Origin of the sequence: Paenibacillus sp. FSL H8-0548, from assembly GCF_038630985.1 — a bacterium.
Taxonomy (GTDB): Bacteria; Bacillota; Bacilli; order Paenibacillales; family Paenibacillaceae; genus Pristimantibacillus.
Genome location: NZ_CP152049.1, coordinates 5,640,598 through 5,654,423 on the forward strand (window position 1 = coordinate 5,640,598; position 13,826 = coordinate 5,654,423).

11 protein-coding genes are annotated in these 13,826 nt (G+C 44.8%); 1 reads left to right on the plus strand and 10 read right to left on the minus strand.

What is annotated here, in order from left to right; translation table 11 throughout:
• Positions 1 to 127: 127 nt before the first annotated feature.
• The 3 genes from MHI37_RS24355 to MHI37_RS24365 all read right to left on the minus strand — a co-directional run bounded on the left by MHI37_RS24355 (position 128) and on the right by MHI37_RS24365 (position 2,548).
• Positions 128 to 982, minus strand: coding sequence for an IS3 family transposase (locus MHI37_RS24355; protein WP_144023843.1), 855 nt, complete (start codon positions 980 to 982; stop codon positions 128 to 130).
• 20 nt (positions 983 to 1,002) lie between these two features.
• The gene (locus MHI37_RS24360; RefSeq protein ID WP_342556514.1) at positions 1,003 to 1,695 is read right to left on the minus strand and encodes a helix-turn-helix domain-containing protein; all 693 of its coding nucleotides are present in this window, start codon (positions 1,693 to 1,695) and stop codon (positions 1,003 to 1,005) included.
• A 130-nt stretch (positions 1,696 to 1,825) separates the two neighbouring features.
• Complete coding sequence (locus MHI37_RS24365; protein WP_076339149.1) at positions 1,826 to 2,548, minus strand: ThuA domain-containing protein; 723 nt, start codon at positions 2,546 to 2,548, stop codon at positions 1,826 to 1,828.
• Between the two features lie 196 nt (positions 2,549 to 2,744).
• Between MHI37_RS24365 and MHI37_RS24370 the strand changes: the two genes are divergently transcribed.
• A complete protein-coding gene (locus MHI37_RS24370) occupies positions 2,745 to 3,698 on the plus strand; it encodes an AraC family transcriptional regulator (protein WP_076339148.1) in 954 nt (317 codons plus the stop codon).
• A 393-nt stretch (positions 3,699 to 4,091) separates the two neighbouring features.
• On the opposite strand, the gene MHI37_RS24375 is transcribed toward MHI37_RS24370, so the two are convergent.
• From MHI37_RS24375 to MHI37_RS24405, 7 genes are all read right to left on the minus strand, one after another.
• Positions 4,092 to 6,398: a hypothetical protein gene (locus MHI37_RS24375; protein ID WP_083676496.1), complete on the minus strand. Its 2,307-nt coding sequence runs from the start codon at positions 6,396 to 6,398 to the stop codon at positions 4,092 to 4,094.
• A 60-nt stretch (positions 6,399 to 6,458) separates the two neighbouring features.
• A complete protein-coding gene (locus MHI37_RS24380; protein ID WP_076339147.1) occupies positions 6,459 to 6,662 on the minus strand; it encodes a hypothetical protein in 204 nt (67 codons plus the stop codon).
• A 120-nt stretch (positions 6,663 to 6,782) separates the two neighbouring features.
• The gene (locus MHI37_RS24385; protein ID WP_076339146.1) at positions 6,783 to 8,462 is read right to left on the minus strand and encodes an extracellular solute-binding protein; all 1,680 of its coding nucleotides are present in this window, start codon (positions 8,460 to 8,462) and stop codon (positions 6,783 to 6,785) included.
• A gap of 132 nt (positions 8,463 to 8,594) precedes the next feature.
• On the minus strand, positions 8,595 to 9,470 hold the full coding sequence (locus MHI37_RS24390; protein ID WP_076339145.1) for a carbohydrate ABC transporter permease: 876 nt from the start codon (positions 9,468 to 9,470) through the stop codon (positions 8,595 to 8,597).
• Between the two features lie 30 nt (positions 9,471 to 9,500).
• A complete protein-coding gene (locus tag MHI37_RS24395; RefSeq protein WP_076339144.1) occupies positions 9,501 to 10,418 on the minus strand; it encodes an ABC transporter permease subunit in 918 nt (305 codons plus the stop codon).
• 128 nt (positions 10,419 to 10,546) lie between these two features.
• Positions 10,547 to 12,082, minus strand: a complete 1,536-nt coding sequence (locus MHI37_RS24400) for a response regulator (RefSeq protein WP_076339143.1) — start codon at positions 12,080 to 12,082, stop codon at positions 10,547 to 10,549.
• The gene (locus MHI37_RS24405; protein WP_076339142.1) at positions 12,079 to 13,809 is read right to left on the minus strand and encodes a histidine kinase; all 1,731 of its coding nucleotides are present in this window, start codon (positions 13,807 to 13,809) and stop codon (positions 12,079 to 12,081) included. The genes MHI37_RS24400 and MHI37_RS24405 overlap by 4 nt, the downstream gene beginning before the upstream one ends.
• Between the last annotated feature and the right edge of the window lie 17 nt (positions 13,810 to 13,826).

Sequence of the window (13,826 nt, forward strand, 5' to 3'; positions counted from 1 at the left end):
AAAAGAAAGCCCTATACCTAAAGTGAAGTGCCCCCTGTCAAGTAGACAGTGTAAAAAACAAAAAAAGTTAATTTATTTCCCCTCAGTTCAATTAACAGAGCTGAGGGTTTTGTTTTCAGCTCTCGTGTTATGCAGTTCGTCGGTATTCCATAGGGGACAAGCCATTTAAACGCTCTGTATAGCGGTAACGGTTGTAGTAACGCATATAATTTCTCACATCATGAAGGACATCTTCATAGGTCTCGTATTTGGTGAGATAATAGCTTTCAGCTTTTAATGTACCCCAAAATCGTTCAATCGGTTGGTTATCCAAACATCGACTTACGCGAGACATGCTTTTAGTAAAATGGTGCTTAACCTGTAGTCGATTGTATGCATGTGAAGTATATTGGAAGCCCCTGTCGCTATGGAGAAGTGGGGCTACGCCCGGGTTTCTTTTGTAAGCCTTCTGTACGGTGTCTATGACGAGTTTATTGTTGTTAGAGTGGCTTAACACCCATGAAACAACGGAGTTATCGTAGAGATCAAGGATAGCGCTCAAATAGGCTTTACGACCATTCCCATACTTTAATTCTGTAACATCTGTACACCACTTACGATTAGGAGAATCTGCGCAAAATTCACGGTTCATCACATTTTCAGCCACATGCATCTCGGAGGCTTTCAGGTAGTTTGGTCGCTTCCTGCGAATGACGGCTTTTAACCCAAGAGCACGCATGATTCGGTAATAACGTTTTTTGTTAAAATTCTTTTTGAGTTTTCGGTTCATTTGTATGCAGATTTGACGATAGCCAAGTATTCCTTTCCGCTTGTCATAGCGAAGTTTCACTTCTTTAGCGAGCGAAAGGATTTCAAGTTCCCTGATGGATGGTTTCCATTTGAGCCATTTATAATAGGCAGACCTGGCGACTCCTGCTAGCTTACACAGCATGGTGATGGCGTAGCCTTTCTCCGTGTGCAATTCTTGAATAGCTCGATACAAGTCTGCATGCCGAACTAAGGTTAGCGTGTATTTCGTCGCCGGATCTCTGCCAACTTTTTTGCGAGGGCATTCTCCATTTCTAAGTACTCGTTGCGTGCTTCAAGTTCTTTGATTCTAAGCTGGAGTCGATCATGATCATCCAGCTCCCCTGCAGGCCTATTACGGCCCCGATTGTCATGAAGGGCTTCCACACCCCCGGATGTATATTTACGAACCCATGCATACACCTGTTGATAAGAAACATCATACTTCTCAATGGATTTCTGATAATCCAAATCATTGGCGATCGTATACTGTACGATTTCAATGCGTTCTTCGAAAGTGGTTCTACGTCCTTTGTTCATGCGGGATAGCCCTTTCCCTTTACGAGTAGGTTTTATTTCTATCCCTTTAGTATACTTGGAAATCCATCTCGTCAAAACGCTTTTACTCGAAATATGGTACTTCTTCGTTGCCTCTCGTATAGAATGATTACCGGATAGGACATCCCTAACTGCAGCCAGTTGCAGATCCTCTGAATAGGCCTTACACCCACTAGATTCCTTTAATCCTTCATTTCCATCTGCTTTATACTTCCTTATCCAATCCGTAAGCGTACTGCTGTCTACCCCTAGCCGTTTCGCCTCAAAACTGGGGGTTGTTTCATTCAGAAGGCATCGCTTTACGACGCGTAACTTTACCTCGAAAGAAATTGGACTCCTTTTGGACATCATAAAAACTCCCATCATTGTAGAAGTAGAAGTTTTTGTTTTTTCTACTGTCTACTATGATGGGAGCATATCAAAGGCTCTCTCTGCAACAATTTTTAAGCTCCTTGCATTTTCGCTTGAGCTGTTTATTCGATTACTTTACCGATATGTTCTCCAGCGGCTGAGCATTTCCATAAACAGGACGATTGCGTTCCACGGGCTTCGCCCATTTCGCGGCATTCACAATGACGCGTTGAACGTCTTTATTATAGTAAGTTGGGTACGTTTCATGGCCCGGTCTGAAATAAAACACTTTGCCGTTTCCACGCGTAAATGTGCAGCCGCTGCGGAACACTTCTCCGCCTTCAAACCAGCTTGTAAAAATAAGCTCGTCAGGTGCAGGAATGTCAAAATGCTCACCGTACATTTCTTCTTTTTCCAGCTCGATATACTCCCCAATGCCTTCTGCAATCGGGTGGCTTGGCGCAACAACCCAGAGACGTTCCTTCTCGTCCGCCTCGCGCCATTTCAAATCGCAGCTAGTTCCCATTAACGCTTTAAAGATTTTTGAGAAATGACCCGAATGAAGGACGATCAAGCCCATGCCGTCAAGCACACGCTGTTGTACCTTTTGGACCACCTCGTCCGTCACTTCCCCATGTGCAAGATGTCCCCACCACACTAATACTTCCGTATTATTCAATACGTCATCTGTTAAACCATGCTCCGGCTCATCCAGAGTTGCCGTCCTTGTCTCAAGTCCTGCTTCCGTTAAAAATGCTGCAATCGCACCGTGAATACCATTTGGATAAATCTCACCTACAAGCGGATTTTTTTGCTCATGACGATTTTCATTCCATACCGTTACCTTTACCATGTTAGAAGCACTCCTTCTGCATTTAAGTAGTTTCAGTATAGAAAATTTGCGAAGTGAGCGTAATACTAAAACCTGCTGATTTTATATTCAAAAGTGTCCTCTCTAGCGAAATCACGAAAAATTACACGGTATTCAGTTAGATTCATTCTATCTACATTTCCAAAAGTGGTATACTCAAAAAAAGGAGGTTGTTTGCATGCCCATAATAGAAACCGCTATTGATACGCATATCGAAGCCATCAACGAAGAAGTCATCTATCAAAATCCATTGCTGTTTCTTAAAATATGGGAAATCAGTGCGGATGCTAATCAGTTCAGCACTTTGGAGAAGCATCCCTGGCACTACCATAAAGAAGTAGAGTTTCTTGCGATCATAGAAGGTCATTTAGGTGTGCAGAGCAATCACGATTACGTTGTCCTTGGACCGGGTGATGTTATGGTTTTAGGTTCCTCCCAGCCGCACCGTTCTCATAAACCGCTTACGGATGTACTACACTATGTCGTATTTCAGATCGATTTAGGCAAACATTTTGACCAGAGTACTATGCCTTACCTGTACTGCTTCTCGGAATTGACTCAGCCGCTGGATAAACTAAACTATATTTTTGATGAACAACAATTGGCAAAGCGGGAAGCCTATGCTTTCATTTTGGAAATCTTCAATGAATCGCAAACACGGATGAGGGGCTACGAAATTTCCATCAGCTCGATTATTAAGAGATTGCTGCTGCTGCTGCTGCGAAATGATAGTCGCAATATCCTGAACTATACGGAGGAAAGCGATTTAATTCGTTTAAGACCTGTTCTTGATTATATAAGCGCCCATCTGGACGATAAGCTTGTTGTAGAGGATGCTTGTACCTTGCTCAATTTGAGCTATCACTATTTCGTGAAATATTTCAAGAAGACGATGGGCGTCTCTTTCGTAGAATACGTCAACTACAAACGAATCAAGAAGGCCGAGCTGCTCTTGCTGACGAGTGAGCTTAGCATTATGGAAGTAAGCTATGAGGTAGGCATCACGAACATGTCCCAGTTTTATAAGCTGTTCAAGCGGCATAACCAATGCTCGCCAAGAGAATTCAAGCTGCAAATGCGAAGTGAGTCGAAGGTTGCAATGAAAGCTATGCAGCCATCTGCGGAAGGTTAACTAATAAGATTGTTGTTTAAACTGGCTACTTACTTCTGAATCACCTCAATTACATAGCAGTTATTAATAATCAGTAATGCGATCAGTTGAATGGTTATTAAAGAGAATTCTAGAACAAGCCGGGAAAGTAAACCTGATTTTTCATTCTTTATTTCCTCCTCCCTGATTTCCAGTCCCATTTCATCCGTTGTTCCTACTTTAGCATATTTTCTGTATTCACAATCCCCCTGAAGCTTTAGCTTTTAAAATAAATACCGTTAAAAAGCAGAGGCAATTCTAGACAAACAAGTCCAAGATTGCCTATGCTTTATACACGATTTGAATTTAATTTATGGCATTAAAAGCTCTTTGCTGCGCTCAGGTTCTGGTTGGATCGTTCACTTACACGCAGTACTACTGAGAAGCCATCGTCACTTTGCCAATTTGCGGCGTATACGCATTGCCGCTTGTATTATTCCAGCGCATCTTCACATAATGGATATTCGACATGTTGCTTAAGCTGTAGGTATATTTTATCCAGTCACCTGAAGCGCCGGTAATCGTTGGGGTAATGGAATTCCATACAGATCCGTCGAATGAAGTATAGAGACTGAAATGCGACAAGGCTTCTGAAGGCCAGAAATACGTCTCAGCGGCAAATGACCTTATATCCTGCTGTTTCCAGACGATTTCCTCATTCGTCGCTGTCGTTCTTTTCACACGGGAAGGATCTCCTCCAAATTTGGCCGTGTTGGCCGTGTCAAAATTCAGGTTTGACGAATGACTAATCGTTTTGCTCCAATCATTCAACTCATCATGAAACGAATACGTCATCGTCACTTTGCCAATTTGCGGCGTATACGCATTGCCGCTTGTATTGTTCCACCTCATCTTCACATAGTTGACATTGGTCAGATTGCTAATGGTGTACGTATGTTTTTTCCAATCGCCTGATCCACCGGCAATCGCAGGAGTGACCGCGATCCATGCGGAGCCATCGGATGAAGTATAGAGGTTAAAATGCGATACCCCTTCTGAAGGCCAATAATACGTCACTGCCGTGAATGACGTCATGCCGTTCTGCTTCCAGACTACTTCCTCATTCGTCGCTGTCGTTCTTTTCACACGGGAAGGATCCCCTTCGAATTTGGCTGTGTTGGCCATATCAAAATTCAAATTTGCCGTACGGCTATACGTCTTGCTCCAATCATTCAAATGATCCACAAAATGTCTTGTCGGCTTGGCCCGGTCTTTCGCAGGCAACGTATTGTCTGATCCCCAATTCGCATCTACGCCCGGACCAAACAGCGGCCAAGGCTTGGAGCCCAAGAACGATGGTTTGACGGTAAGATATAACGATGCGGGAATCGTTGATCCTGAGCTTAGCTCCCCCCATTGAATGACACTGGAAGTCAATCTATTGGCGCCAACATAGTGGCCCGATCCTGAGGTCGAGATGCTTGATAATTGATTCCCTATTATGTTTTGATTCACGGTAGAAGTATTGTCGCTCCCGATCTTCCCACTTGCATGATTGCGAAACCATGTATTGCGCGGCCCTGTGGCTGTCATGATGCTGTCATAGGACTTCGAGTTGTCTGCATAGCTTTCTTTAAAGCTGTTGCCTTCAATTAAGTTCATGTAGGCGTAATTCGAATGGAAGGCCAGATCATTGTATCCCGTATAGGAAGCCTCCACAGAATTATAGCTGACCACGGAGTGATTTGCCCCGAGCTGAAGCAAGATATGATGTCGTAAATCCCAAACCTTATTATCCGTAACCTGAATCCCCGTAGAGCCGTTAACGACGATTCCATACGCATAACCGCCAACATCTTTAATAAACGCGTCATGAACAAAATTCCGTTCCACAACCACATCTCTGCTATTGTCGATGGAAATATGTCCCCGGCCGCTCTTAATGGACTCCATATCCTTGACATACCCTTTCACTACTCTGTTGAAAACGAGGCTATTCGTATTTTCTATAGTGGGCTGGACGGTTCTGGCAAGCCTTATTTTTTCCACTCCTACATTAGACAGCAGATTAAGCTTACTCACCATCGGGAGCTTGGCGGAGGGATAATCCAGCCCCAACTTCATGTCCAGATTCAACGTATTTCCGCTTTTGGATAAAATTTTAACGATCTGCGATTCGGTATAGCTTCCCCAAGCTACACGACCTCCGGAAAGATACAGAAGGACATAGTCGCCGGCATTCAAACTACTTGCGTTCGATACGGTGACGGCCCCACTTCCCGCAGCCGGGGAGCCGATTACAGCTATGGGAGCGCCCGGAGCTCCGCCGTCGAAGCGCAGCTCCGTATTGGGATTGGAAGAATCGCCGATATAAAAAGTGGTCGTCTCCAAAGCATCTCCGCGTATAAGGATATCTCCAGATGTGATGCTGAGCGGGGTCTTAAAGTAATAATCGCCGTTCGGAAAATAAAGGATGCGTTTGCCTGACGTGCTGCCAAGGATGCTATTCACTACTGAGGCAGCATCCACGCCCGTATCATTCGCCGGCAGCCCGCTCATCGTTACATTAATGGTGGTCCATCCACCTGGGTCGATCCATTGCGTATTGCTCCATCCGTTGGAAGGCATGTGGCTTGACGGAACAGCGCCATAATCGAAAGCAAATGCCGAGACGGGACTTACCGTTACCAGAAGAATGACCAGCAGCAGTCCCCTACTCAAAAGACGGATTTTTTCCATCATTCTTAATCACGCTCCTCTTCTCATTTAGCCTACTGATTTTCTTTTAATGTGATTAGCAATCTATACACAACGATTGCTTGCATCGAACTGCAAATGTTCCGTACGGCTGTATACTTTCGTCCAATCGACCAGCTCGTCGACTAGAATGTCCGCTTTGCCAGATAGCGACTCAGCAGCAGACACCGTATAATAGCTTGGAATCACAGCTATGAGCATTAGCAATGAAAGTGACAACAGCCCCCATTTTCTCCAAACATTTCTCATGATTAACCTCCCAATATAATCCCATAAAAGTAAACGCTTCCAATTCGTTTTAAAAATCAACTCATTTCGTTTAGAAGAACAGCCGAGCTTTGAACTCGGCTGTTCGAACGGTATACTCGCTTACTTCGTTTCTATCATGTCATAAATATCTTTTGCCAGGAATGCTGTATCTTTGCTGTTGATATACCAGTCCTGATACCAGTCCTCCACCTTCTTGCCGCCGGACTTCTCCCAAGCCATAATAGCATCCTGCATAGCCTGATCTGTAGTATAGCTGCTGCCTCCCAAAACGGACTTGTACCAGATCGGTTGAATAGCTTCAATAGCGCCTGTCATAATCAGGCTGAGATCTTCCGGCAGCATCGGATAATGCTCCGGATGCGTGATTCCCGGATAAGGCTTGTTCACATCAAGGTAAGCTTCCTTGGCCATTCTGTGCATCTCCAATCCTTCCTTCTGAATCGGATCATTCACATTGAATTTCAATTCCGGATCGCCGCATTCTACATCCAGAAGTCCGGAAACGAGCATTTGCAGATCTCCATTATAAGCAACCTCATTCTTAAACTTGTCAGCGTCTGTTACGACAGGACAGCCGTTCTCGCCAATGACATGATGCGTTCCGTCATCCCCATAGCCCAGCTTGCGGCCGGTCGAGACTTCAGACGCAAAGTCAATATATTTCATAACAGCATCGGGGTTCTTAGCGTTAGCGTTAACATATGCGGTTACTTGGACCGGATTGGTGAATGCCGGGTTATAAGACCCCTTCGAGCTTGCTGGATATGCAATCGGAATGACTTCCGCTGCCGGGTCATTCTTCTTCAGCACGCTAAGGGAATTGACGGCAAAGTCAAAGTAGGTTCCTACCTGATTCGGATAGATGCCCAGCTTTCCATTCAGGAAATCTTGCTTTGCCTTTGCTCCGTTGGCGTCATTCAGGAAATCCTTATCCGCTGCACCCATCTCGAATATTTGTTTCATATAATCGACAGCCAGCTTCTGATTTTCCCAGGAGATAACGAGCTCTCCATTCTCTACAACAAGAGGAATCGCCGGATTAATGCCATATGCATTAAAAAAGGATTGAATAACATCCTGCGATTTGAAACTCAGGCTAATCCCATAGGTGTCATCCGCGTTATTGCCATCCGGATCCTGCTCAGTGAACGCCTTCGCGACTGTCAGCAGCTCCTCGACTGTTGTCGGCACCTCCAAGCCCAGCTTATCCAACCAGTCTTTCCTGATTAACAAACCATGAATCGGTTGAACAGATGCCAGACGTGCCACCGAATAAAGCTTGCCATCCGACTTCGTGCCTACTTTCCTCAAAGCCGGATATTGCTCCAATAAATTCTTGTAAACGGTACTATGTTTTTCAATGAGGTCATCCAATGGCATAAGCTGTTTCTGCGTATAGAACGTATCCATAATAACCGGGTTGTATTCGAATATCAGATCAGGAGCACTGCCCGAGGCGAACAGGACATTAAGCTTTTGCGCCGACTCCCATCTTGGTATAGGAACGAACTTCACATTCGACGGCCCACTCTCGTTCAGCCACTTTGTCCAACGATTGTCCTCTGTCGTCCCTTCCGCCGCCGGCACGCTGCCTCTGTCATAGACCGAGACGGTAATATCTTTTTTCGGTTCGGATGTCGGGTCCGTTCCTTTCTCTCCCGCCGGTGCATTTGTCGAACGTTTATCTGTATCTGTAGTGTTCTTGCCTTGCGTGCAGCCCGTCATCAAGACGGTCACCGACAATAATGCACTCAATGTGGTTGTCATTAATTTCTTCATTAGATATTAACCCTCCGTTATACGATTTGGATGCAATCTAATCTTCCGTCCTTGCGTTCTTCCGCTTCCTCGCTCCCTATCACCCCCCATGCAAAATAACCTGATGGACCAAGCGGACCGCGGCCGCTCGCGTCAGCCCTTAACAGCCCCCAGCATTACACCTTTCACAAAATATTTTTGGAGGAACGGATAGACGATCAGCATCGGTAGGATCATGACCATAATACCTGTCGCTTTAATTCCTTCCGGCGTAATTTGAATCGAATCCTCCGTTTGTGTCGCAACCATTTCCTGCAGCAGCGATTGGCTTTGAATCATTTGCTGCACGAGCACGGTCAGGTTGTATTTGTTCGTCTCGTTCATATAGATCATGACACTCATGAACAGATTCCAGTATCCTACACCATAGAATAAGGATAGCGCTGCAATAACCGGCAACGATACCGGAAGATAGATGCGAAAGAGCATCGACCACTCCCCACATCCATCCATCCGCGCCGCTTCTTCCACCTCAGAAGGTATATTTTCGAAAAAGCTTTTCATAATCAACAAGTTGAACGTGCTTATTAAAGCAGGGAGCCATAATGCGCCATACGTATTAATCAGGCCAAGCTCCTTCACGACCAGATAGGTCGGAATCATGCCTCCGGTGAACAACATCGTGAATACAGCTCCAAAAATAAAATAGGATCTTCCAATCAAATACCGTTTCGTTAATGGATAGGCGGTTGTAATGGTGAACACCATGCTCAGGACGATCCCTACGATTGTAATCGTAACGCTGTTCTTGAGCGATTGGATGACGTTCGTTCCATTCAAGAACAGATCGAACGATTCCAGCGTTAATCCGACAGGCCACAAAGTAACCAAACCGGAGGCGACCGAATGCGTATCGCTCAGCGACAACGCAACAATGTGCATAAGCGGCAGCAAGCAGCTTAGAGCAATCAGCGACAAAACAACGTAGTTAACCGTATAAAATATTTTATCTGCTTTGGAAATTCTCAAGCAAGATGACCTCCTATTATCATTCTTCCGTTACCATAAGCCATTATTGAAACGCCGAGCTATATAGTTGGCCGAGACCACAAAGATCAATCCAATGACTGACTCGAACATCCCCATCGCCGAGGTTAGGCTGAACTTGGCACCTTGTATGCCAACCTTGAATATATAGGTGCTGATTACATTGGACACTTCCGCCACTGCGGCATTTTGCAATACGTATACCTGGTCAAATCCAACCTCCAAAATTTTGCCGAGCGATAAAATCAGCATGAGGATTATAATCGGCATGAGACCCGGTATTGTTATATATTTAATCTGCTGTACCTTGGAAGCACCATCCAGACTGGATGATTCGTACAGGCTCGGATCAATGGAAGTAAGCGCCGCCAAGTAGACAATCGCTCCGAAGCCCATCTCCTTCCATATGCCGGATCCGAGGAAGACCATAATCCATGATTCCTTATTGTAGAGAAAGGGATACGTTTGTCCGAACAGCCGCTCAATCCAGTAATTGATTGCTCCGGACTCCTGCGAGAACAACGTAATCACCAGGCCGCCCATGATAACCCATGAGAAGAAGTGGGGCAAATAAACAATCGTCTGCACAGATCGCTTGAACCAAGACTTACTGACTTCATTCAATAAAATTGCAATAATAATCGGCATTGGAAACCCGAGGACCAGATTCAAAATTGACAGTATAAACGTGTTGCGAATAATGCTGACGGTTTGAACCTGATTGAACAAGGTTTGAAAATTATCCAGTCCGACCCAGGGGCTGCCGAAAACGCCATCGAAGAAATTATAATTTTTGAATGCGATCATAAGCCCAAGCATCGGAGCGTATTTAAATAATAGATAAAAGATAATTCCCGGCAGCAGCATGGCAAGCAGCGGGATGTTTCGTTTCCATTTTTCACGGTTTCTTCTGGATGTCAATATTGCCATCGTTTCAACTCCTTTGTTTGTCTATGCCCTTATTCTACCTGCAACTGAAGGAAGCGACCTTGAGATACTTGTCATGATTCTTTGTTTTCTTGCAAATAAAAGGCGCCTCTATCTAAGGCGCCGCGCAATCACTTGTTTATATGTCTATAGTTTTTTCGATACTCGGTTGGCGACATCCGAAGCGCAGTCCGAAATACGTTTGTAAAATAATTCGGGTCATCATAACCTACCATTGAAGCGATTTCGAATATTTTCATATCGGTATTGCTCAGCAGCAGCCTTGCTTTATTCATTCTTAGCTTGGTTAAGTATGCCGAAAAATTCCCCCCGGTTTCTTTCTTGAACAATTTGCTCAAATACGTATCATTGACGTGAAACCTTGCGGCCAGCTCCGACAAAATGCACTCCTTCATATAATTGCTCTCCAAGTAAGCAAGCACCTTGCCAATGACACCATCATTGGAGCGATTTCTCCATTCCTCATACTCCGCCATGAAATGATCGGTCATCTTCTGCAGCCACAGGCAGACCTGCTCCGCGCTCTCGGCCCTTTGCAGCTCATCCAGCCGGGCCCCCTGCAATTCGGGCAGCCGACTAGAATGAAATTCCTTGTCTAATATGTCCCGCAGCGCCAAGACCATAGAGTATGCGGTATGCTTGGATTCCTCCAGTGACTGCCGCTTTAGTTGCTCCAATGTATCTTGTATTTGTCGCTGCGTCTCGACAATAAACCCCATAATGATCTTGGACATCAGATTCAGTCGAATAGCCCTTACCTGCTCTTGTTGACTATGATTAATAGGCTTGGTATCTGTAAGCTGAGGCAGTTCGCTGCTGTAATGACGGTAAAGCCGTCCGAGTTCCTCCGCAGTTGATATCTCGCCTGCGTTTGATACGGACATATGCAAGCCGAGCAGCTTATACACCGTATCTCGCATCACGCTTGTCATGGATTTGATTTGCTTCCCAGCCTTGGGCAAGAACAGAATCATTTTATCGGCTTCAATGGCTACCAACCTCCCCTTGCCCAGATCATCCGCCACACACAATTCCTCCAATATATTGATCAGAGCAAATTGCAATAAGCTCATCTCCTGTGGCCGGTAAGCTTTTCCCTTGGGGAAATAGGTCGTCACTCTCAGAAACAACGCTTCATAGCCTTGAATCTCTGCGAAAAACTCTCCTAGGCGAGTCCGATCATAAGGCAACCCCATGCAAAATTCACGCAGCGCCGCCTCCTGCAGCTTCTTCTTCTGATCCAGCTGCCTGTTTTTTTTCGATATGCCGCTAATCCATTTCTCATAAGCCTTCTTCAGCATCGTCTCCACCGTATCTTCAGTGCAAGGCTTAATCAAATAATCCAAAACCCCATATTGTACGGCCGTTTGCGCGTATTCAAAGTCTTTGTACCCGGTCAAAATAACAGTCAGCGTATCCAACTTGTGCGTATAAATATGTCGGATCAGCCCAATGCCGTCCATCATAGGCATACGAATATCGGTAAGGACGAGATCCGGCTTGTACAATTCTATTTGCACGATAGCCTCATGTCCGTTAGATGCCTCTGCAGCCACAATCCAGCCTGTCGCTTTGCTCGTTATCATTTTTTTCAAGCCTTCACGAAATATAGCCTGATCCTCTACTATAAGCAGTCTGCCTCTCATAGGACTGTGCCTCCTCCCGTCGTTTGGAATGGCAAAGTGAGCGAAATCATTGTGCCTGCTCCAGGAGCGCTGTCGATCTCCACCCCATAAGGAGAGCCATGCACGAGCTCTACTCGTTTAATTACACTCTGTATACCAATGGAAGCTTGCGGTTCTTTGTGAATATTTCTTATTCTCTTGATCGTATTTCCACTCATGCCATGACCGTTATCCTTTATCGTAATGATCAGCTTCTCGTCTTCACTTTTATGTGCCGAAATAAGCACAATTTGCACGCCTTCAAAATCTTTGAACGCATGAATAAATAAATTTTCGACCAGCGGCTGGAGCAACAGACCTTGAATGGAACAGAATTGCACCTCATCATGGATACGAATAATAAATTCCGTCTCTGTATCTATAAATGCCAGACGCAATGCAATATAATTGCGAATCATTTCAATTTCTCTCGCTAGTATCGTTGGCTGGTCCACGCTTTCCAATGAATATCTCATCATCTCTGATAATACGGAGACCAGATGGGCAGTCTCTTTCTCATCTTTCAAATACAGCTTCCAGTACAGCCCATTTAACGTATTGTACAAGAAATGAGGATTAAGCTGCGCTTGTATCGCTTTCAGCTCCGCTTCCTGCTCGTTCAGCCTTCTTTCATACACTTCCTTGATCAATTGCTGGACATGATCCGCCATCGCATTAAAATTTTCGCCGATCATTTGAAATTCATCAAGCGTCTTCACTTCAATTCTACTATCCAGGTTTCCTTTCTTCATACTGCGCATCGCTTTAATAATAAAGGTTAACGGCTTCAACAGCTGTTGTGTCAATAAGACGATTAGAAATCCGCTCAGCATTATACTGATGGCCGCCAAAAATAAACTGGTCTTAAAAAATTGCCGGATTTCACTAAAAAATTCATTAATGGATACTCGGCTGATAAGGGAAAATTGGTCATGAGTTTGATGCTTCGCATAGAGGTACAGCCTGCCGTTGCTTTCGGATATGATGCTCTGGTTGGAATACGTCAATAGTGACTCCGAAGAAACAGAGTTTCCCGACACATTAGTGTATAGACTATGCTTCCTTGGGCTTAGCAGAGATACTTCCGAATTATCCGCGCTAATCAGCTCTTGGAACAACTCGGTGAAAAACGTTTCGTCGATCACCATCGTCATTATGCCGTAGCGGCCTGCTTCATTGCTGTTCATCCATCGCGAGGCAACAATAACAGACCTGAATCCGCTTTGCTCGACGACGCTTGGCAAGGACAGTCTCATCCAGACGGTTTCACCTATCGTTTGATTGACAGCCTCGAGGATGACCGCGAAACTCGCAGAATCTATTTGGTTGACCGGATTTTGCATATGTCCGACATAATGGTTTTTCCCGGTCAGATCGAATAAAAATAAAGAAATAATTTTCGGTTCGTCCAATTTGATCTGATTGAGCAGCTTTGACATTTGCACTTTTTGGCTGTAATCCTCAAATTGACTAATCTCTCCGCGCATCATTTCAAGCAGCGTGGTTTCGATAATCGGATTAAATACGACATAATTCGAAATTCGGTTTATTTCCTTCACACGCAATTCCAAACGTGCGGCTGCTTGCTCATTTGCTTTCGAGAACTGCTGGCTCAGCTCGTTCTTAAAGATGTTGAATTGTGATCGGTATGACAAATAAGCATGTAATGTAAAAGTCAACAAAAGAATAATAGAAATTCCCGCCAACAACTTAGCTCGAAAGCTCC

Excerpts from the sequence above, each read along its gene's own strand:
- MHI37_RS24360 (WP_342556514.1), bottom strand. The coding sequence starts at position 1,695 with ATGATGTCCAAAAGGAGTCCAATTTCTTTCGAGGTAAAGTTACGCGTC.
- MHI37_RS24375 (WP_083676496.1), bottom strand. The coding sequence starts at position 6,398 with ATGATGGAAAAAATCCGTCTTTTGAGTAGGGGACTGCTGCTGGTCATT.
- MHI37_RS24365 (WP_076339149.1), bottom strand. The coding sequence starts at position 2,548 with ATGGTAAAGGTAACGGTATGGAATGAAAATCGTCATGAGCAAAAAAAT.
- MHI37_RS24385 (WP_076339146.1), bottom strand. The coding sequence starts at position 8,462 with ATGAAGAAATTAATGACAACCACATTGAGTGCATTATTGTCGGTGACC.
- MHI37_RS24395 (WP_076339144.1), bottom strand. The coding sequence starts at position 10,418 with ATGGCAATATTGACATCCAGAAGAAACCGTGAAAAATGGAAACGAAAC.
- MHI37_RS24400 (WP_076339143.1), bottom strand. The coding sequence starts at position 12,082 with ATGAGAGGCAGACTGCTTATAGTAGAGGATCAGGCTATATTTCGTGAA.
- MHI37_RS24380 (WP_076339147.1), bottom strand. The coding sequence starts at position 6,662 with ATGAGAAATGTTTGGAGAAAATGGGGGCTGTTGTCACTTTCATTGCTA.
- MHI37_RS24370 (WP_076339148.1), top strand. The coding sequence starts at position 2,745 with ATGCCCATAATAGAAACCGCTATTGATACGCATATCGAAGCCATCAAC.